At 64.2% G+C, this 19,109-nt stretch carries 21 protein-coding genes; 6 read left to right on the forward strand and 15 right to left on the reverse strand.

The genetic code is table 11. The features are described from left to right. Positions 1 to 367: 367 nt before the first annotated feature. Positions 368 to 775, forward strand: coding sequence for a hypothetical protein (locus tag ACZBJS_RS13860; protein WP_463438810.1), 408 nt, complete (start codon positions 368 to 370; stop codon positions 773 to 775). On the opposite strand, the gene ACZBJS_RS13865 is transcribed toward ACZBJS_RS13860, so the two are convergent. Beyond that, complete coding sequence (locus tag ACZBJS_RS13865; protein ID WP_156436349.1) at positions 752 to 925, reverse strand: hypothetical protein; 174 nt, start codon at positions 923 to 925, stop codon at positions 752 to 754. The two genes, ACZBJS_RS13860 and ACZBJS_RS13865, sit on opposite strands and share 24 nt — an antisense overlap. 101 nt (positions 926 to 1,026) lie before the next feature. Further along, complete coding sequence (rimO, locus tag ACZBJS_RS13870) at positions 1,027 to 2,352, reverse strand: 30S ribosomal protein S12 methylthiotransferase RimO (protein WP_463438811.1); 1,326 nt, start codon at positions 2,350 to 2,352, stop codon at positions 1,027 to 1,029. Between the two features lie 116 nt (positions 2,353 to 2,468). On the opposite strand from rimO, the gene ACZBJS_RS13875 reads away from it, so the two are divergent. The 3 genes from ACZBJS_RS13875 (at position 2,469) to ACZBJS_RS13885 (ending at position 4,707) form a co-directional block, all read left to right on the forward strand. After that, the gene (locus ACZBJS_RS13875; RefSeq protein WP_028332037.1) at positions 2,469 to 3,059 is read left to right on the forward strand and encodes an ANTAR domain-containing response regulator; all 591 of its coding nucleotides are present in this window, start codon (positions 2,469 to 2,471) and stop codon (positions 3,057 to 3,059) included. Then, positions 3,056 to 4,213: a CmpA/NrtA family ABC transporter substrate-binding protein gene (locus ACZBJS_RS13880; protein WP_456861019.1), complete on the forward strand. Its 1,158-nt coding sequence runs from the start codon at positions 3,056 to 3,058 to the stop codon at positions 4,211 to 4,213. Before ACZBJS_RS13875 ends, ACZBJS_RS13880 begins: the two co-directional genes overlap by 4 nt. 341 nt (positions 4,214 to 4,554) lie before the next feature. Beyond that, positions 4,555 to 4,707: a hypothetical protein gene (locus ACZBJS_RS13885; protein ID WP_463438812.1), complete on the forward strand. Its 153-nt coding sequence runs from the start codon at positions 4,555 to 4,557 to the stop codon at positions 4,705 to 4,707. A 74-nt stretch (positions 4,708 to 4,781) separates the two neighbouring features. On the opposite strand, the gene ACZBJS_RS13890 is transcribed toward ACZBJS_RS13885, so the two are convergent. From ACZBJS_RS13890 to pxpB, 4 genes are all read right to left on the reverse strand, one after another. Further along, positions 4,782 to 5,198 carry a hypothetical protein gene (locus tag ACZBJS_RS13890; protein ID WP_316398998.1) on the reverse strand — a complete coding sequence of 139 codons (417 nt, stop codon included), beginning with the start codon at positions 5,196 to 5,198 and terminating at the stop codon, positions 4,782 to 4,784. Between the two features lie 148 nt (positions 5,199 to 5,346). Next, a complete protein-coding gene (locus tag ACZBJS_RS13895) occupies positions 5,347 to 6,120 on the reverse strand; it encodes a LamB/YcsF family protein (protein ID WP_057018693.1) in 774 nt (257 codons plus the stop codon). A gap of 30 nt (positions 6,121 to 6,150) precedes the next feature. Then, positions 6,151 to 7,185, reverse strand: a complete 1,035-nt coding sequence (locus ACZBJS_RS13900; protein WP_463438813.1) for a 5-oxoprolinase subunit C family protein — start codon at positions 7,183 to 7,185, stop codon at positions 6,151 to 6,153. Beyond that, positions 7,182 to 7,913, reverse strand: coding sequence for a 5-oxoprolinase subunit PxpB (gene pxpB, locus ACZBJS_RS13905; RefSeq protein ID WP_463438814.1), 732 nt, complete (start codon positions 7,911 to 7,913; stop codon positions 7,182 to 7,184). The genes ACZBJS_RS13900 and pxpB overlap by 4 nt, the downstream gene beginning before the upstream one ends. 212 nt (positions 7,914 to 8,125) lie before the next feature. On the opposite strand from pxpB, the gene ACZBJS_RS13910 reads away from it, so the two are divergent. Next, entirely contained in the window at positions 8,126 to 8,824 is a 699-nt protein-coding gene (locus tag ACZBJS_RS13910) for a ribonuclease activity regulator RraA (protein ID WP_057018690.1), read from the forward strand. A gap of 23 nt (positions 8,825 to 8,847) precedes the next feature. Further along, the gene (locus tag ACZBJS_RS13915) at positions 8,848 to 9,252 is read left to right on the forward strand and encodes a (R)-mandelonitrile lyase (protein WP_076828878.1); all 405 of its coding nucleotides are present in this window, start codon (positions 8,848 to 8,850) and stop codon (positions 9,250 to 9,252) included. 163 nt (positions 9,253 to 9,415) lie between these two features. Here ACZBJS_RS13915 and ACZBJS_RS13920 read toward each other — a convergent pair whose 3' ends face one another. From ACZBJS_RS13920 to ACZBJS_RS13960, 9 genes are all read right to left on the reverse strand, one after another. Then, positions 9,416 to 10,249 carry a DUF2147 domain-containing protein gene (locus tag ACZBJS_RS13920; protein ID WP_463438815.1) on the reverse strand — a complete coding sequence of 278 codons (834 nt, stop codon included), beginning with the start codon at positions 10,247 to 10,249 and terminating at the stop codon, positions 9,416 to 9,418. A gap of 171 nt (positions 10,250 to 10,420) precedes the next feature. Beyond that, positions 10,421 to 11,194, reverse strand: coding sequence for a transporter substrate-binding domain-containing protein (locus ACZBJS_RS13925; RefSeq protein ID WP_463438816.1), 774 nt, complete (start codon positions 11,192 to 11,194; stop codon positions 10,421 to 10,423). Between the two features lie 55 nt (positions 11,195 to 11,249). Continuing rightward, positions 11,250 to 11,915: a hypothetical protein gene (locus tag ACZBJS_RS13930; RefSeq protein ID WP_057018687.1), complete on the reverse strand. Its 666-nt coding sequence runs from the start codon at positions 11,913 to 11,915 to the stop codon at positions 11,250 to 11,252. Positions 11,916 to 12,015: 100 nt separating this feature from the next. Further along, positions 12,016 to 13,440, reverse strand: a complete 1,425-nt coding sequence (locus tag ACZBJS_RS13935) for an amidase (RefSeq protein ID WP_463438817.1) — start codon at positions 13,438 to 13,440, stop codon at positions 12,016 to 12,018. Between the two features lie 69 nt (positions 13,441 to 13,509). After that, entirely contained in the window at positions 13,510 to 14,499 is a 990-nt protein-coding gene (locus ACZBJS_RS13940; RefSeq protein WP_057018686.1) for a hydroxyacid dehydrogenase, read from the reverse strand. A gap of 29 nt (positions 14,500 to 14,528) precedes the next feature. After that, positions 14,529 to 15,629 (reverse strand): ABC transporter ATP-binding protein, encoded by a 1,101-nt coding sequence (locus tag ACZBJS_RS13945; protein WP_057018685.1) that lies wholly within the window; start codon positions 15,627 to 15,629, stop codon positions 14,529 to 14,531. Positions 15,630 to 15,633: 4 nt separating this feature from the next. Further along, the gene (locus ACZBJS_RS13950) at positions 15,634 to 16,545 is read right to left on the reverse strand and encodes a carbohydrate ABC transporter permease (protein WP_016847559.1); all 912 of its coding nucleotides are present in this window, start codon (positions 16,543 to 16,545) and stop codon (positions 15,634 to 15,636) included. Next, complete coding sequence (locus ACZBJS_RS13955; protein WP_028340672.1) at positions 16,545 to 17,483, reverse strand: carbohydrate ABC transporter permease; 939 nt, start codon at positions 17,481 to 17,483, stop codon at positions 16,545 to 16,547. Before ACZBJS_RS13955 ends, ACZBJS_RS13950 begins: the two co-directional genes overlap by 1 nt. Positions 17,484 to 17,599: 116 nt before the next feature. Next, positions 17,600 to 18,940: an ABC transporter substrate-binding protein gene (locus tag ACZBJS_RS13960; RefSeq protein WP_076828868.1), complete on the reverse strand. Its 1,341-nt coding sequence runs from the start codon at positions 18,938 to 18,940 to the stop codon at positions 17,600 to 17,602. Positions 18,941 to 19,109 lie beyond the last annotated feature (169 nt).

Consider the following 19,109-nt stretch of genomic DNA (forward strand, 5'->3'; position numbering starts at 1 on the left):
TGCAGACGGAGAGAGTGCCTTGGCCTGCGAGCGCATGGCCTCGTCGGCTAGGCGTTCTTGCAGTGATTGGGTTTACTTGAAACGACGCCGCTTGCTGGTCATGGCGTTGCTCCCTGCTGGTGTTGGGCCGGAGCGCTAAACCGGGCGATCTCATCACCGATAGTTGCCACTGGCCGTGCGGTGATGTTCCGTTAACGAACGGAAAGAAGCGGCGTTCCTATGGAGCGGAACCCCGCGCAGTTGCTACCGGCCCGCGTGCTGTTCAAGCCTTGTTCGCAGAAGCTCGAAGGTTTCGACCTGAATGTCTCAAAATGCGCAAGCCCGTCCTCGGGTGCCCGACGAGTTGGCCGGTGTCCTTCGGCAACTCATGAAGCGCACGGCAATCACCAATGCATTGCTTGCCTTCGTGGGTATAAGCGTGACCTTGTACGTCTACCTCAAGTTTCCAATTCCCTCGGAAATCATCCGTCATGGGCTCGATAGGTTCGGTAAGCCGCTTGAGCCTGAGAACGCTCTATCCTACCTCTTCGTTTGCCCGATTTTCCTAGTTTGGCTTGTCTTGATGCCATTGTGGGGAGCCAGGCAGGCAATGAGCATGACTGATGAAGCTGTCGCTAGGGGGCGAGAGACCTTTGCTTGGGTGCGTTGGGCAAAGCCGATCGAACCGTCCGTTCCATTTTATCAGTTGCTTTGCATTCTCGTCGTGATCTTCCAGATCCTCGTACTCAGCGCAACTATCTTCCGTGATGTTTCAGCCGCGCTCGGCAGCTTCTGACGCGATTGTCGCGACAGCAGTCTCCTGCGCGGCCTCGCGCCGATAATCATCGGCGGCCTTCTTTAGCGCGCTCTTGATTTCCTCATCGGTGGCTTGGTCAGCGTGGCGCTCCGCGTTCTCGGCCTGCCTCAAAAGATCTGCTCGGCTCATCGTATTCCTCCTGGACCAACAATTTGTCGGCGACGCTTGAGTTCCGTCTAGCAACGGACGCCGTTTGGTATCCGGGGAGGTCTCGAAGGAGCGGACTGGAGCTAGAATCCGGCGACGCTGCCGTGCAGGTCGTACTGGTCGGAGCGCTCGATCTTGGCGGTCACGATCTCGCCGACCTTCAGCGGGCGGCGGCTGGTGAGGTAGACGGCGCCGTCGATCTCGGGCGCATCGGCCTTTGACCGGCCCTTCGCCACCGTGGGGCCAACCTCGTCGATGATGACCTGCTGGCGGGTGCCGACCTTGCGCTTGAGGCGCCTCGCGGAGATCTTCTGCTGCCGCGCCATCAGCGCATTCCAGCGCTCCTGCTTGATCTCGTCGGGTACGGCATTGCCAATCGCATTCGACGCGGCACCGGCAACCGGCTCGTATTTGAAGCAGCCGAGGCGATCGATTTCCGCTTCATCGAGCCAGTCGAGCAGATAGGCGAAATCGGAATCGGTCTCGCCGGGGAAACCGACGATGAAGGTCGAGCGCAGCGTCAGCTCGGGGCTCTGCTCGCGCCACTTCTGGATCCGCGCCAACGTCTTCTCCTGCGCAGCCGGGCGCTTCATCGCGCGCAGCACGTCAGGGCTCGCATGCTGGAACGGGATGTCGAGATAGGGCAGCACCTTGCCCTCGGTCATCAGGCCGATGACCTCGTCGACATGCGGGTAGGGGTAGACATATTGCAGCCGCACCCAGGCGCCGAGCTCACCGAGCTCCTTGGCGAGATCGAAGAATTTTGCGCGGACGCTGCGGTCCTGCCACGGGCTCTCGGCGTATTTCAAGTCGACGCCATAAGCCGAGGTGTCCTGCGAGATGACGAGCAATTCCTTGACGCCGGCCTTCACCAGCATCTCGGCCTCGCGCAGCACGTCATTCGTTGGCCGCGACACCAGATCGCCGCGCAGCTTCGGGATGATGCAGAAGCTGCAGCGGTTGTTGCAGCCTTCGGATATCTTCAAATACGCGTAGTGCCGCGGCGTCAGCTTGACGCCCTGCGGCGGCACCAGGTCGATATGCGGGTTGTGCGCCGGCGGCAGCGCGCGGTGCACGGCGTCCAGCACGCTCTCATATTGCTGCGGCCCCGTGATCGAGAGCACGCCGGGATAGGCGCTCTCGATCTGCTCCGGTTCGGCACCCATGCAGCCGGTGACGATGACCTTGCCGTTCTCGGCCATGGCCTCGCCGATCGCGGCGAGCGATTCCTGCTTGGCGCTGTCGAGGAAGCCGCAGGTGTTGACGATGACGATGTCGGCGCCGTCATGCTTGCGCGCCAACTCATAGCCTTCCGCGCGCAGCCGGGTGATGATGCGCTCGGAATCGACCAGCGCCTTGGGGCACCCCAAGGACACAAAGCTCACTTTCGGCGCGGCGGCCTCTTGCATATCTCTGATCTGCCTGATGAATGGGCAGGAGCTAGTCCCAATTGCCGAGAATTACAACCCTTTCCCGGGGCTTCCGGCATGATATGGATGCATCTGCCGGGCCTTAAGAGTTGTCGATGAGCGCTGAATCGTCTCCCAAGATCGTCATAGTCGACGAGAGCCCGATCCGAGCGGCCATCCTGGAGGAGGGACTGCGGGAGGCCGGGTATACGGACGTCGTGCATATCAGCGAGATGCAGAGCCTGCTCTCGCGAATCTATGCGCTCGACCCCGAGATCATCGTCATCGACCTCGAGAACCCCAGTCGCGACGTGCTGGAACAAATGTTCCAGGTCAGCCGTGCCGTCCGCCGGCCGATCGCGATGTTCGTCGACCAGAGCGACGCCGCCTCGATCCAGGCCTCGGTCGAGGCGGGCGTCTCCGCCTACATCGTCGACGGTCTCAAGAAGGAGCGGATGAAGCCGATCCTCGATCTCTGCGTCTCCCGCTTCAATGCCTTCGCCAAGCTGCAGGACGAGCTCGACCGCACCAAGCACGCGCTGGAGGAGCGCAAGGTGATCGACCGCGCCAAGGGCATCCTGATGAAGGTGAAGGGGCTGACCGAGGAGGAGGCCTACGTGCTGATGCGCTCGACCGCGATGCGCGAGAAAAAGAAAATCGGAGAGATCGCGCAATCAATCCTGACGGCGTCGGAGCTCCTGAAATGACCACACCATTGCGCATCGGGTTCATTCCGCTGGTCGACGCTGCCGCGCTGATCGTTGCCGTCGACAAGGAATTCGCGGCGGCCGAAGGCCTCGACGTCACGCTGGTGCGGGAAGTGTCGTGGTCGAACGTCCGCGACAAGCTCAATATCGGCCTGTTCGACGCCGCTCATCTGTTGGCGCCGGTGGCGATCGCCTCGAGCCTCGGGCTCGGTCACGTCAAGGTGCCGATCGCGGCGCCCTTCAACCTCGGGCTCAACGGCAATGCCATCACGGTATCGCCAGCGCTGCACGCCGCGCTGATGGAAGAGATCGACGGCGACCGCTTCGATCCGATGGCAACCGCACAGGCGCTCGCCCGCGTGGTGGCCAAGCGGCGCAAGAGCGGGGCGGAGCCGCTGACCTTCGGCATGACCTTCCCGTTCTCGACCCACAATTACCAGTTGCGGTTCTGGATGGCCGCCGGCGGCGTCGATCCCGATGAGGATGTCCAGCTTGTGGTGCTGCCGCCGCCTTACATGGTCGACAGTCTCGCCAACGGTCATGTCGACGCGTTCTGCGTCGGCGCACCCTGGAATTCGATCGCGGTCGATCTCGGCATCGGCCACATCCTGCACTTCGTCTCCGACATCCTGCTCAGCGCGGTGGAAAAGGTGCTGGCGGTGCGGCAGAGCTGGTCGGAGAAGCATCCCGACATCGTGGCGGCGCTGGTGCGTGCACATCTGCGCGCCGTGGAGTTCATCGAGCGGCCCGAGAACCGGTCCGAGGTCGCGCGCATCCTGGCGCAGCCCGAGCGGATCGGCGTCGATGCCAGCGTCATCCAGCGCACGCTCGATGGCCACCTGAAGATTTCGCCCGACGGCACCATGCGCGAGAGCAATCGCTATTTGCTGGTCGGGCGCGAGGCGGCGGCGCGGCCTGATCCGGGGCAGGCGGCCTGGCTCTATGCGCAGATGGTTCGCTGGGGCCAGGCGCCATACCGGCCGGAAGCGCTGAAGACCGCCATGGCCGTGTTCAGGCCCGATCTCTACGACGCGGCATCGGGTCGCCCGGCCGGCGCCTCCAGCGCCATCGGGGCGTTCGCCGGCCCGCCTTTCGACCCGAGCGACGTTCCGGGCCATCTGGCGGCGTTCAAGATCGGGCGCTGGAAGGCCTGAGCGCGCCGCAGCGGCCGCTTCCGGCGGCACGTGCACGACCGGTGCGTCGTGTTGCCGGGACAGGGATGGGCAACAGGCGCGGCGGCGGCAGCGCCTCGGCTATCGACCTCCGGCTACTTTGCATGGGGTTGTTTTCGAGATTTTCGGTTATCGCGGGACTGGCGCGGGTTCCCGACGCCTCGAATTGCGGCGAATAGGATTCTCGGCCGAGCGCGCGGGAAGGAATATTCCTCTCGGAACCGAGTTCCCGAAGGCGGCGGCATCGCTATTTTTGCCGCCCGCTTGAATCCGGGCGCGAACGATATTTCATATGTCCGACAATGGGGCGTTGGAGATCGACCATGCGCGAGCTATCGGCGGAGGCCCGCCTGCACCTTTACGCGCGTAACATTTCACGGAAGTCCCGGACCGGAATTCACACGGCGGCGCTGTACAGCGCCTTTGCGGTGATCGCGGCCATCGTGTTCGGCACGCTGTCCGTCCACCCGTTCTGAGTCCTTCGGCACATTCAAAAGCCGCCGTCTGATGTCCTCAGGCGGCGGCTTTGTGTTGGCTGGATGCTGACAGCTCAGTAGCCGTAACCGCGACCATATCCGTAGCCGTAGTCGCCACCGCAGGTGCTGCAGGTCTGCTGAACCGGCGCGTAGTAGGAATAGCCCGGCGAGACCATCTGCACGCGCTCCTGGGTGGCGTATTGCGGCGGAATGCGCTCATAGGCGACGCCTTCGGGCGCGACCATCACCGTCCTCGGCACCATCACGGTGCGATACTGTGCCGGCGTGCGATGCGCGACGACGCGGCCCGGCGCCACCATGACGGTCTCCTGCACCGTGCGATACTGCGGCGGCACGCTCTGCACCTGATAGCAGGTCGTGCACGGCTGCGGCGGCGGCGTATAGCAGCTGTAGCAGCCGGCGGATGCCGCGCTGGTGAAGGCGGCGGTGGCAACCGCGGCAATGGTGAGGGAGAGGCTGGTGCGGAACATGCTTTCGTACCCAATTTCCTAAGAGGACAATCAAAGGCTCGGAAGCTGCACCTAACAATCAAACGGCAAGTTTGGGTTTAAGAAGATTCTTAACGGAATCTAAAGGGCCGGCACGGCGGCCGGCCCTTTTTTGATCGATGTTCGCGGCTTAGTGCGCGGTCTTGAACGGCGCAACGGTGATGCCCGCCTGCTTCAGCGCCTCGCGCAGGCCGCGCGCAATCTCGACGGCGCCACGCGTGTCGCCATGGATGCAGACGGTATCGGTCTGCATCTTGATCACCTTGCCGGTGACCGAGACGACCGCGCCGTCCTGCACCATCCGCACCACACGATCGGCAATCGCCTTGGGATCGTGCAGCACCGCGCCGGGCTTCTTGCGCGACACCAGGTTGCCATCGTCCTCATAGGCGCGGTCGGCGAACACCTCATGCGCCATCCGCAGATTCGCCGCTTCACCTGCGCGCACCAGCTTCGAGTTGGCGAGCACCACGAAGATGAGATTGGGATCGACTGCCTTGATCGCATTGGCGATCGCTCGTGCCGTCATGTCGTCCTCGCAAGCGACGTTGGAAATCGCGCCATGCGCCTTCACATGGGTGACCTTGTGGCCGGCCGCGGTCGCGATCGCCTGCAAAGCGCCGATCTGATAGGCGATCAGGTTCTCGATCTCCGAGGACGTCAGTCCCGGCATCGGGCGGCGGCCGAAGCCGTGCAGGTCGCGATAGCCGGGATGGGCGCCGACGCTGACGCCGCGCGCTTTCGCCAGCTCGACCGTCTTGCGCATGATGTCGGCGTCGCCGGCATGAAAGCCGCAGGCGACGTTGACCGAGGTCGCAAGCTCGATCATCGCGGCATCATTGCCCATTTCCCAGGGGCCAAAGCTTTCGCCGAGATCGCAATTGAGGTCGATAGTTGAAGTCATGACGATCGATCCGTCTGTTGTTGTACAGATTCAGGGTAGCGCAACTTGCCAGGTCGACACATCGACGGCGTTGACGGCCTGACCCGCGACATTCGCATCCCGCAGCGCTTCGATGTTGAGACCAAAATCCTCAATGCCGCGGAGGCGGTCGGGCAGGGAACGCAGCAGCTCGTGGAACTTGATCGCCTCGGCCTGCGCTTCAGCCATCGTCACCGCCTTGAAGCGGAACGGCCGGCCGGCCGAGATCTGCGCGAAGCGACCGAAATCGGCCGTGATCACGGTTGCGATCTTCGGATAGCCGCCGCTGGTGCCGCGGTCCGGCATCAGCACGATCGGCTGCCCGTTGCCGGGCACCTGGATGCTGCCGTTCACGGTGCCGTCGGAGACGATGTTGTGGCCGTCGAGATGCTTGATGGCGGGACCTTCGAGGCGATAGCCCATGCGGTCGCTGGTCGCCGAGATCTTCCACTCGCTGTCGACCAACAGCTCCTTGTGGTCCTCGGCGAACTCGTCGTCCTGCGGGCCGAACACGATGCGGATCGGCGCATCGGTCGCGGCCGGCAATTCGATGCGGCGTTCTGGCGCGCCACTTGCGGCCTGCGTCGTCAACTCGTCGCCGCTTTGCAGCGGCCGCGGGTAGGGGCTGCCGAGCCCGGCGCGGGCGTTGACGGCGAGGCTGCCGAACATCGGCTCGCCTTCGATGCCGTGCTCGATCGCGAGATAGCTGAACGAGCCGCCGCGCGCGAAGCCGAGAGTGAGCGTCTCACCTTCGGCAAGCGTCGCCGAGCTGTCGAACGCGACCGGCCGGCCGCCGATATCCGCATTGCGCGACGCGCCGGCGAGGGCGACGCGCACCGCGCCCCCGCGCGCGGTGAAGCTGGCGCCGAACGGGCCGATCTCGACCGCGGCGGCGAACAGGTCGTTGCCGACCAGCGTGTTGGCGGCCGCCAGCGAAAGCCGGACCATCGCGCCGCTCGGCACGAGACCGTAGCGCTGCGAGCCCGGACGACCAGCGTCCTGCACCGAGCTCGCCGGGCCGATCGAGCTGACGACGAGCTTGCTCATGGCGTCACCAGTTCGGCGACGAACTCGCCGGCCTCGGCGGCGCGGTCCTGTTCGGCAAAGGTCTTGGCGTCGATCGCGGTGAGGGTGATGGCGTCGCCCGGCTCCAGCAGGAAGGTCGGATCGCGATGCAACTGGTAGGTTCGCACCGGGGTGCGGCCGAGCAGGTGCCAGCCGCTCGGGCCGGCCAGGCACTGCACGCCGGTCTGGATGCCGCCGATCGAAATGGTGCCGGCCGGGGTCAGGAGCCGCGGATCTTTGCGCCGGGGCATGTGCAGGAACTTCTCCAGTCCGCTGAGATAGGACCAGCCTGGCGTGAAGCCGATCATGGCGACGCGATAGTCGCCGGCGACATGGCGCGCCACGATCTGGTCGGGCGTGGTTTTGAGCGCCTTCGCGACGTCCTCGAGATCGATGCCGTGCTCGCCGCCATAGGTCACCGGGATGCGCCAGCGCCGCGTTCCGGTCTCGGTCGGCGGCGCCTTGGCGGCGCGAGCCAGCAGTTGCGCGCCGAGCGCGTCGAAGCCGATCTGCACGGGGTCGTAATGCACCAGCAGCGACCGGTAGGTCGGCACGGTCTCGGTGATGCCGGCGATCGGCTCGGCGGATATCACGCGGTCGAGCGCCAGCACCCGCCGGTTGGCGGCGTCATCGATGGTGCGGCTGAATTCCACCGTAATGGCGCTGTCGCCACTCGGCAAAAGGCGGGGAGGACTTAAGGGTTCGGCCATTGGGTCAAGCGCTGTCGTCAGCCATCAAGCTAGCGTGTTTCGAGACAAAACGGAATTCGCTTCGTGCAAAATGATGCAGCAACTTCAATAAATTAATCGGCATGCCGGCGATAAATTTGGATGATCGCAGCTTTTTCGCGCAGCCCTTGACGCAAGGCCTTTGCCCGGCAACATGCGCCGGTCTTTTCCTCCCATCGGAGCAAGCTTTCCAGATGTCACTGTCCGCCGAAGCGATCGCGACGCTGTCGCACGTGTCCACCGCCACCATCACCACCGTCCTGCTCAAGAAGGGCCTGCGCAACATCTGGATGCGCGGCACCAAGCCCTTGAAGCCGGAGCAGAAGCGGCTGGTCGGACCGGCCTTCACGCTGCGCTTCGTGCCCGCCCGTGAGGATCTGGCGACGCCGGAATCCTGGTCGTCGCCGATCTCGACCCGCACCGCGATCGAGGCGATGCCGGCGGGCTGCATTGCCGTGGTCGATGCCATGGGCATCACCGATGCCGGCATTTTCGGCGACATCCTCTGCGCCCGCATGGCCAAGCGCGGGGTGACGGCGCTGATCACCGACGGCGTGGTGCGCGACGTCGAGGGCGTGCTCGGCACCGGCCTGCCGGTGTGGTGCGACGGCTACGCGGCTCCGCCGTCGGTTGCAGGTCTGACCTTCGTCGGCTGGGGCGAACCGATCGGCTGTGGCGGCGTTGCCGTATTCCCGAACGACGTGGTGGTGGCCGACCAGGATGGCGCGGTGCTGATCCCGCAGGCGTTCCTCGATCACGTGCTGGCCGAGGGGCCGGAGCAGGAACGGATGGAAGCGTGGATCGTCAACGAGGTGAACAATGGCGCCCAGCTGCCCGGCCTGTATCCGATGAATGCCGAGACCAAGGCGCGCTACGCCGCGACCAAGAAATAACGTCAAGAAAGGGAGGTAACCCCATGGACATCCACGTTTCCGGCTCGCGGCCGACCCGCCGCGCGCCGAAGGAGAATTTTACCGGCACGGTGTTACAGGACCCGATCAACATGGCGCCTGCGCCGGCGCGGCTGAACGCCTCGCGCGTGTCGTTCGAGCCCGGCGCACGCACCGCCTGGCACACCCATCCGCTCGGACAGACGCTGTATGTGATCTCCGGCATCGGGCGCGTGCAGGCGAAGGGCGGCCCGATCAGGGAGATCCGCCCTGGCGACGTCGTCTGGATTCCGCCGAACGAGAAGCACTGGCACGGGGCCTCGCCGGACAACAGCATGACCCACATCGCCATGCAGGAAGCGCTCGATGGCGTCTATTCGACTTGGATGGAGCACGTCACCGACGAGGAATACAGCGGCAAGGTCGGCTGAAGCGTCGTAGCAGTTCGCAAGATGAAAGCCCCGCTATCAGGTGGGGCTTTTGATTTTATGAGACCGTAGCCCGGATGGAGCGAAGCGCAATCCGGGGCAGTCTCTCCCATGGTGAAAATCCCGGATTAAGCTTCGCTCCATCCGGGCTACGATTTGCAGGCAATCAATTCACCCGCGTCCAGGTCTGGCCGCCGCAGAACATGCCGCCGAACGCACAGCCCTGGACGCGTAGCGTGTCCGGGCTCCTCATCGCGATGGTGGAATCGTAGGTGCTGCCGCTGTTCGGATCGAAGATGCGGCCGCTCCACTTGTCCTTGCCCGGCTTCATGTTGACCAGCACCTGTTCGCCGTTGGCGTTCGATTTCTTGTCGACGGCGTAGCCGCAGAGATTGGCGCCACATTGCTCGATGCGGATTTTGCCTTCCTTTTCTTCGGTGAGCCAGACGCCGAGCGGCGAGTTCGCTGCTTGCACGGGATTGGCGAGGGGCTTGGGCACCGGAGCGCTCGGCGAGGCGGCGCCGACCGTTGGAGCGGTGGTGGGCTTTGCAGCCGGCGCAGTTTGCTGGACGGCTGGCGCCGCGGGCGGCGGCGGTGTGGTCGCGGCTGTAGCTGAAGGCGGCGTGGCCGCAACGCCCGTGCTGGGCGGCTCTGCCGTTGCGGCAGGCGCCGGCGGGACGGCGGCCTGATCGACGGCAGGCGGAGCAGCCGCTGCTGGCGCGCTGGGCGGCGCGGCCTGGGAATTCGTCTTAGCGTCCGTCTTAGTGTCCGACTTGGCGTCCGTGTTGGCTTCCTTCGGAGCCTTGCGCTTCTGCTCGGTGTCCTCGCTTTTGGCGCGTTTGGTGCGGCGGGGAGTATTGTCGTAGACGCCGGGGATCGAAACCGTGCCGCGATCGGGATCGATTCGAATCGTGCGGCCGCCGTAATCGAATGTGTACTGCGCCTGCGCTGCGGCCGTGCTCGCCAGTACGAGCGTGGCGATCGCCAGTAGTTTTCTCATCCCGACCTCCGGTGCAGGGAACCCGTTCGCAAGGCTATCCGGTGACCACCTCGCTGAACGTGTCCCAGATCACGGTCAGAACATGAGTCGTCTCCTCGCGGCCTAGGTTCAAATCGCTGGATTGCGGTCTGGTTTCAGGCCGTGCGCTTCAAATTATGCGCGCGGCGCGGGCTATTCGAACCACGCGGCGTAGATCCTCGCGTAGCTGCCATCTTCGCGCGCGATGTGAAGCCATTGGTCGACGAACGCCTTCAAGGCGACGTCGCGCTGCATCCAATAGGCCTTTTCCGCGAAGTCGAACGGCTTGTCGGGATGCACGGCGCACAGCACGCCGGGATGCAGCTTCTGCTGATAGCGCGTCTCGGACGCATCGGTCATCATCAGGTCGGCGTTGCCCTTGGCGATCTCGTCGAAGATCTTGGTGTTGTCGTTGAAGACGCGGATCTCGGCGGTTTTCACGTGGGCGCGCGCGAAGCGCTCGTTGGTGCCGCCGGGATTGACGATGACTCGGGTGCCGGGTTTGTCGATCTCGGCGATCGTCTCAAACTTGCCTTTGTCGGCGCAGCGCGCGATCGGCGTCTTGCCTTCGCGCATGATCGGCGTCGAGAACAGACCCTTCTTCTGCCGATCGAAGGTGATGGAGACGCCGCCCATTGCGATGTCGAAATCGTCGGCCTCGAAATCCTTGGTCATCTGCGGCCACGATGTCGGCACGAACTCGACCTTGACGCCGAGCGCCTTGCCGAGCGACTGCGCCATGTCGACATCGAAGCCGCGGAAGGCCTTGGTCTCCTTGTCGAGATAGGTGAAGGGCAAATAGTCGCCGGTCATGCCGACGCGCAGGATGCCGCGCTTGACGATCTCATCGAGCCGGGACGGCGCCTGCTGCGCGTGCGCGGCGGACAGGAGCAAAGCGAGAGCGAGGCCGGCCAGCGCGCGAAACATCGAGGTCTTCTCCATCCGCATTTGATTGCGATGCCCGAAGGGCACGTATCGCGTCTCAGGCCTCGTTGCTGTCCTTGCTCGCCTGAACGACGCTTGCAGTGCGGCTGAGCATCTCGTGCTTGAAATGCTCGAAGCGCCGCCGCGCTTGGGCCTCGCGATCGTCGACGAATTTGATCGCGGCGTCCCGCTCCATCGGGCCGTTGACGAGCGGGGTCGATGCCTCGCCGACGGTCTCGTCGACATAATATTGGGCGCCGTCCTGGCGCACCGTCCAGCGGAAGCGCAGCGCGGCCATTGGTCCTGGGCCGGACTTGGAATAGCCATTGGCCTCGATCGGTTGGGGCGGCGGCTGGATCGACTCCGGCTCCGCTTCCGGCTGGCTCGGCTCCGGTTCGGTTGGCTCCGGTTCACTTGCTTCAGCTTTACTTGCCTCGGGCTGTTCGACCGGTTCGGACGCCTCGACCGGCGGCGGCTCGCCCGCCGACGACTCGGCGGGCGCGGCCTCGACGGACACGGTCGTGATGGACACGGTCTCGACTGATACGACTTCGACTGACGACGGAAGGGGCGGCGGCATCGCGATGGAGACCGGAGGCTCCTTGGCGGGCTCGGCTTCCTTATCCGCCGTCTTGTCGGACGATTTGGCCTTCTCGGGAGGTGTCGTCGTCTGATCGAGGATGCTCGCGATTGCGGCGAGCGCATTGTCGGTCGGGTCACTCACGGTTCGGTCTCCCAGGCTCGGCGTTGGCGAAATCGCGCCGACGCCATTCCTATCTACCTGATCTGACTGGCCTTTGTCAGCCCGGGCGCTTCGGTGGGGCCTACGCGCAAACCGGCGGACGCCGGTCCTTCCAGGGGCGGACCTGTTCGAGCTGGCCGGCCAGGCGGAACAGCAGTCCTTCCTCGCCGAGCTTGGCCGCGAACATCACGCCGAGTGGCAGACCGGCCTTGTTCCAAGCCAGCGGCACCGACATCGCCGGCTGTCCGGACATGTTGAACATCGAGGTGCCCGGCATGTAGCGGCGCAGCACCGGCGCGATGTGGCCGAGGTCCTCGGACATCGTTTTCAGCTCGCCGAGGCGGAGCGGCGGCGCGCACAGCGTCGGGCTGAGGAAGATGTCGCAACCTTCGAAGAAGGTCGCAAGCGCGCGAGAGATCTGGAACGCTGCAAGCTGCGCGGCCACGTAGTCGGCCGGGTTCATCTTGGTCGCATTCTGGGCGCTGGCGAGCGTGAGCCGCTCGACATCGTCCGACGTCAGGGTGCGCCCGACGCGCTGCTCGAGCAGACGGATCGTCAGCGCCGTGTTGCCGCCGACGATGGTCGTCATGACTGCGGCGGGATCGGCCGCAAGCGGCGGCGCACGTTCCTCGACGTGATGGCCGAGGCCCGCCAGCAGCTTGGCTATGTCGCGCACCGCCGCAGCGATCTCGGGATCGATCGCATCGCCGTAGGGCGACTTGTCGGTGAAGCTGATGCGCAAATGGCCGGGATCGCGGCCGACTTCCTGCGAGAACGGTCGCTCCGGCGGCGGCGCCACGTAGAGGCTCGACGGCTCCGGACCGTGGATCGCATCCATCATCACCGCGCTGTCGCGGACGCTGATGCTGAGCACATGGCCGACGGAGAAGCCGCCCCAGCCTTCGCCGCGATCGGGACCCACCGGATTGCGGGCGCGCGTCGGCTTCATGCCGAACACCCCGGAAGCGGAGGCGGGGATCCGGATCGACCCGCCGCCGTCGCTGGCATGCGCGACGGGCAGGATGCGGGCCGCGACCGCAGCCCCAGCGCCGCCGGACGAGCCGCCGGAGGAATGGTCGAGATTCCAGGGATTGCGGGTCGGGCCGAACAGGCGGGATTCCGTCGTCGGCATCAGCCCGAATTCCGGGCTCGAGCTCTTGCCGAAGATCGCAAGCCCGGCATCGAGGAAGCGCTGGGTCAGGGTGCCGTTGTGATCGGCAACGAAGTCCTTCAGCAGGCTGGCGCCCGACGTGGTGCGTGTGCCCTCGAGCAGATCGAGGTCCTTCAGCAGGAACGGCACGCCGGTGAAGGGACCATCAGGCAGCCCTCTGGCGATCTGGCGCTCGGCATAGTCGTAATGCTTGACGACGACCGCGTTGATCTTCGGATCGACGGCGGCGGTGCGCGCGATCGCCTCGTCGAGCAGTTCCTTCGGCGTCACGTCCTTGTTGCGGACGAGTTCGGCGAGACCGACCGCATCGTAGTTGCCGAATTCCTTGAAGGCCATGTGGGTACTCCGCATCGCCGGGCCGATCCTTTCGGATCGGCCGCGGCGCAAACGAGGAAGGCTGAAAGCTCAGCCGAGGACGTCCTGGTTGATCACGTTCTGGCGCAGCGGATTGCCATCCAGCACGCTCAGGATATTGCGTGCGGTCTGCTCGCTCATGCGATCGACGGCCTCGACCGTGACGCCCGCGACGTGCGGCGCCATGATCACGTTGGGCAAAGCGTGCAGGGGCTGGCCGACCGGCGGCGGCTCGACCTCGAACACGTCGAGGCCGGCACCGGCGAGCTTGCCTGACACCAGCGCGTCGTGCAGCGCCGTCTCGTCGACGATGCCGCCGCGGGCGGTGTTGATGAGATAGGCGGTCGGCTTCATCAGCCTGATCCGCGCGGCGTTAAACAGCCCGACGGTTTCGGGATTCTTCGGGCAATGGATCGTGACGAAGTCCGCCCGCGGCAGCGCCGCTTCGAGGTTCGACACGGCCTCGCAGCCGGCAGCCGTGATCTCGCTGGCGGGCTTGTAGGGATCGTAGACCAGCACGTTCATTTCCATGGCGAGGCAGCGCTTGGCGGTGCGGGTGCCGATGCGGCCGAAGCCAACGATCAGGACGGTCTTGCCGTAGAGATCGAACGGCAGCACGCCGAGCCGGCTCGCCCAGGTGCCGTCCTTGACCATCGTGTGCATTTCCTGCGCGCGCTTGGCCAGCGTCAGCATCATGAACACAGCTTGTTCGGCGACCGACGGCGAGTTCGCCGTGCCTGCGACCATCAGCGGCACCTTGCGGCGCGACAGCGCCGGAACGTCGACGGCGTCATAGCCGACACCGATCCGGGTCACCACCATCATGCCCTTGGACGCCTCCAGCTCCGCCTCGCCGAAGCGGGTTGCGCCCAGCGCCACGCCATGGACCGGCGCATGCTGCTCGAGCATGGTCTGAAAGTCCTTGGCGGAGATCAGGTTGGGAAATTCGATGAGTTCTACGTCGTCCCGCTCGTTGAGGAGCACCCGTGCCCCCGGTGACAAAGTCTGGGTGACGAAAATCTTCTTCTTGTTGGTGGCCATTTCCTGCCCTTGAGGTTTCTTGTGCGCCGTCAAAGGACGACGCCGGTCACCTCGTTTAGCAAATGCATATTGTTGAGGTCCACAGCCAATCGGAGCGGGCTGCCATCCTGCGCACCGGCATTGGGATTGACCCGGCCGCAGACCTGGGTGCCCTCCAGCGTGAAATAGACCAGGGTCTCCATCCCCATCGGCTCGGTGACGTCGAGCGTCGCGTCGAACGGCTCGATGCCCGGTTCGGCATGCGGCCGCGCCTCCATGACGTGCTCGGGCCGGATGCCCAGCAACAGCTTGTCGGTGCGGGAGAGAGCCTGGTAGCGGGCGGCGCGTGCCGGCGGCAGCGTGAAAGCGAGGCGATCGGTCAGCCGCACGTTGAGCTTGCCGCCGGTGTCCTCGAGCCGACAGGGCACGAAATTCATCGCGGGCGAGCCGATGAAGCTTGCGACGAACCGGGTCGCCGGCTTGTGGTAGAGCTCGTTGGGCGTGCCGATCTGCTCGATCCTGCCGTGATTCATCACCACGACGCGGTCGGCAAGCGTCATCGCCTCGACCTGGTCGTGGGTGACGTAGACCGTCGTGGTGCGGACCTTCTGGTGCACCTTCTTGATCTCGATCCGCATCTGCACGCGCAGCTTGGCGTCGAGGTTGGACAGCGGCTCGTCAAACAGGAACACCTTCGGATTGCGCACGATTGCCCGTCCCATCGCGACGCGCTGGCGCTGGCCGCCGGAGAGCTGCTTCGGCTTGCGGTCGATCAGGTCGGTGATGTCGAGCATGCGGGCGGCCTCGGTGACCCGGCTCTTGATCTCGGCCTTGGGATAGTGCTTCAGCCGCAGGCCGAACGACATGTTCTCGGCAACGGTCATATGCGGATAGAGCGCATAGTTCTGGAACACCATCGCGATGTCGCGGTCCTTCGGCGGCACGTCGTTGACGACGTCGCCGCCGATCATGATGTCGCCGTCGGAAATGTCCTCGAGGCCGGCGATCATCCGCAGCGTCGTCGACTTGCCGCAGCCGCTCGGCCCGACCAGCACCACGAACTCATGGTCGGCGATATCAAGGTCGATGCCGCGCACCGCCTCGACCTCATCGTAACGCTTCACAACCTTCCGCAAACTGACATCAGCCATAAGTTCAACCCTTTGTCGCACCGGCGGTCAGGCCGGCAATGTAGTAGTCCATCAGGAAGGCATAGATGATCAGCGGCGGCGCGGCGCCGAGCAGGGCGCCGGTCATGATCTGTCCCCAGTTGAAGACGTCACCCTTGATCAGGGTCGTGATGATGCCGACCGGCAGCACCAGCTGATCGGTCGAGGTCGTGAACACCAGCGGATAGAGGAACTGAGCCCAGGAGACGGTGAAGGCGAAGATCGTGGCCGCGATCAGGCCGGGCAGCGCGACCGGGATGAAGATCCGGGTCAGCGTCTGGAACCAGCTCGCGCCGTCGATAATCGCCGCCTCGTCGAGCTCCTTCGGGATCGAGGCGAAATAGCCGATCATGATCCAGGTGCAGAACGGCACCGTCAGCGTCGGGTAGATGAACAGCAGCACGTACCAGCGATTGACCAGCTGGATGCCGGTCCAGTCGCCGAACACGGCGAACATCTTGAACAGCGGAATGAACAGCAGGCTGTCCGGAATGAGATAGGTGAGGAACACGCCGGTCGCGAGCGTCGCCGAACCCCAGAATTTCATCCGCGCCAGCGCAAAGGCCGCCGGCACGCTAATCAGCATCGTGATGGTGACCACGATGATCGAGACCCAGGCCGAGTTCCAGAAGAAGCGCAGGAACTGGTTCGAGGTCAGCAGCTCAATGTAGTTGCTGAGTGTCGGATGATAGACCCACCACGGATTGGTCGCGGCCGAGATCTCGGCGCTGCTCTTCAGCGAGGTGATCAGCATGTAGATCGGCGGCGTCAGCGAGAAGATCGCAAACAGCACCAGGAAGAAATAGGACCAGCGTAGCGCCCAGGCGCGGTCGCGGCTCATGCTGCCGTACTTGACCTTGCGGGTCGGTCCGGACTTGTCGATCGTCAGCGAGCTCATCAGGCTTCGTTCCCGCGTTTGGTGATGTCGCGCAGGATGAAGATCGCCGCGACCGCGAGGATCGGCACCATGAACAGCGAAACGCTGGCGCCGAGCGGCACATCACTGCCCTCGATGCCGACGCGGAACGCCCAGGTGGCGAAGATATGGGTATGGTCGAGCGGCCCGCCCGCGGTCAGGATGCGCACGATGTCGAAATTGGCGAAGGTCACGATCAGCGAGAACAGCGTCGTGATCGCGATGATGTTGCGCATCATCGGCAGGGTCACGTACCAGATGCGCTGCCACCAATTGGCGCCGTCGATCGCGGCCGCCTCATAAAGCTGGTCGGGTACCGATTTCAACGCCGCCAGATACATGATCATGAAGAACGGCGCGCCGTACCAGACGTTGACCAGGATCACCGAGAAGCGCGCCCACATCGCATCGCCGGTCCACGGGATCGGCCCGATGCCGAAGAAGGAAAGCGTGTAGTTGAAGGCGCTGTAGGAGGGGTCGAACAGCCAGAGCCACGCCAGCGTGCTCATCGCCGGCGGGATCACCCATGGCACCAGCAGCATGCCGCGCCACTTGCGCTGCTTGTTGGCGGGTACGTTGTGCACGAAATGCGCGACGATGAAGCCGATCAGGGCTTTGAAGATCACCGCCGAGATCGCGAAAATGCAGGATTGCTTGACCACCAGCCAGAAGGTGTCGCGCTTGAACAGGAACTCGAAATTGCCGAACCCGACGAACTTCGTCATCGCCTTGTTCAGCGTTGCGAGGTGCAAGGAGTAGAGGGCCGGGTAGAGCACCAGGATCGCGATCAGGAGGATCAGCGGCAAGGTCATCAGGAACGCGGCCATCGACTTGCGCCGCAGCGCGTTGCGCAGGCCGACGCGCCTTCGTCCCGTCTGGGCAGCGGCTGCGCGGTTGGATTGGAATGCGACGTCAACCATAACGCAGGTCCCTCGCGCGGGTTGGTTGCACAGCTCGCCAGTCCGGCGGCTGGGATGTGAAGACGGGACCTCGCGCGGCCAACATTACGGGTGGTCGCGCGAGACCTCGCTTGTCGTCAGCTTCGCATGAAGCCTTCGCACTCGCCCTCGGCCCAGGCGAGTGTCTTTTCCATGCTTTCACCCTGGTAGTACCGCAGGCACATCTTGGTCAGCGTGGCCTGGAAGTAGATCTGCTGCGCGATCTTGGGCGGCGCGGGCGAGGCCGCAATCGACAGCGTCTGGTGCTTATAGGGGTTCGGATAGTGGTAGAGCGTCCCCTTTGGCGGCGCTTGCTCCGCCCAGACCTTCAAGGTCGTGAGCTTTTCGTAGGCCGGCAGGTCATAGCCACCGCTGGCGACCACCATTTTCTCGATCGATGCAGGTTGCGACAGGTGCGTCAGCAGGCTCTTGGCCGCCTCCTTGTTCTTCGAGAACGACCAGATCGACCAGAAGAACGGCAGATAGGGCGCGAAGCGTCCCTTCGGCCCGGCCGGGAACCCGTGCGTCCAGCACTGCTCGGCGACTTGCGGAGCATCGCGCTTGGCGACCGCCCACGCGCTCGGCGGATTCAGGATCATCGCGCCCTTGCCGGCGACCAGCCACTTGTTGTTGGACGCGTCGTCCCATGCCGCCACATCGGGCGGCAGGAAGGCGAGCAGCTTCTTGTAGTAGTCGAGGGCCTGGCGCACCGCGTCGGTCTTGACGGTGAGATTGCCCTTGGCATCGACCAGCTGCGCGCCGAACGACTGGAAGATCGCGCCGGCGGTGTCGACGCTGTCGCTGGTTTCGCCAAGGCCGATACCGAACGGGAATCCGGCCTTGTGGCAGGCTTCAGCCGCCTTGAGGAACGTATCGAGGGTCCAGTTATCGGCTTTCGGCTCGCTTCCGACCGGATACATCTCCTGCACGTCGATGTTGGCGTGTTTCTTCATCAGGTCGATGCGCGAGCAAGGACCCTTGATCTGGCTGCCGACGCTGGCGGGAACGCCGAGCCATTTGCCGCCGGCCTGGCCGAGATATTTCACCGTGCCGTTGACATCGCCGTTCAGCTTGAGGAGCGGATCCATGATGTCGTTGACCGGCTCGAGCAACTCGGCGTTGGCCTGCGGCCACCATGTCGGCATCTGGAAAATATCGTGACCGGATTTCGCCTGCGCCTCGGCGGCGATGGTGACGATGTTCTTGTTGCCCTGGCTGGTGATGTAGTCGATCTGAACCTCGACCTTCTCCTTGGCAGCCCATTCATTGACCAGCTCGGTGGACGCACTGTTCGCGCCGGGCACCCAGTGATCCCAGAAGCCCATCGAGAGCTTTCCGGCTGCGTAGGCGCCACGCACGTAGGGGGCTGTAATCAGCGCGGCCGATGACAGCGCTGTCGCTGCGACGAATTCTCGGCGCGAGAGCTTCTTCCGTGACATGGCATTCCCTCCCTGGTAGCCGACGGACAAAAGACTTTTTGAATCCCGTTGTTCTTTTTTGTGCGTCGCGTTTGCGCGACGTCGCGGGATTTGCGTTGAAACCGATCAGAACAGAATTGCCGGCATCTGTCGAGAAACGAGATGCTGATGCCAACTAGAACTAACGTTG

Source organism: Bradyrhizobium sp. KZN70725 (assembly GCF_055264925.1).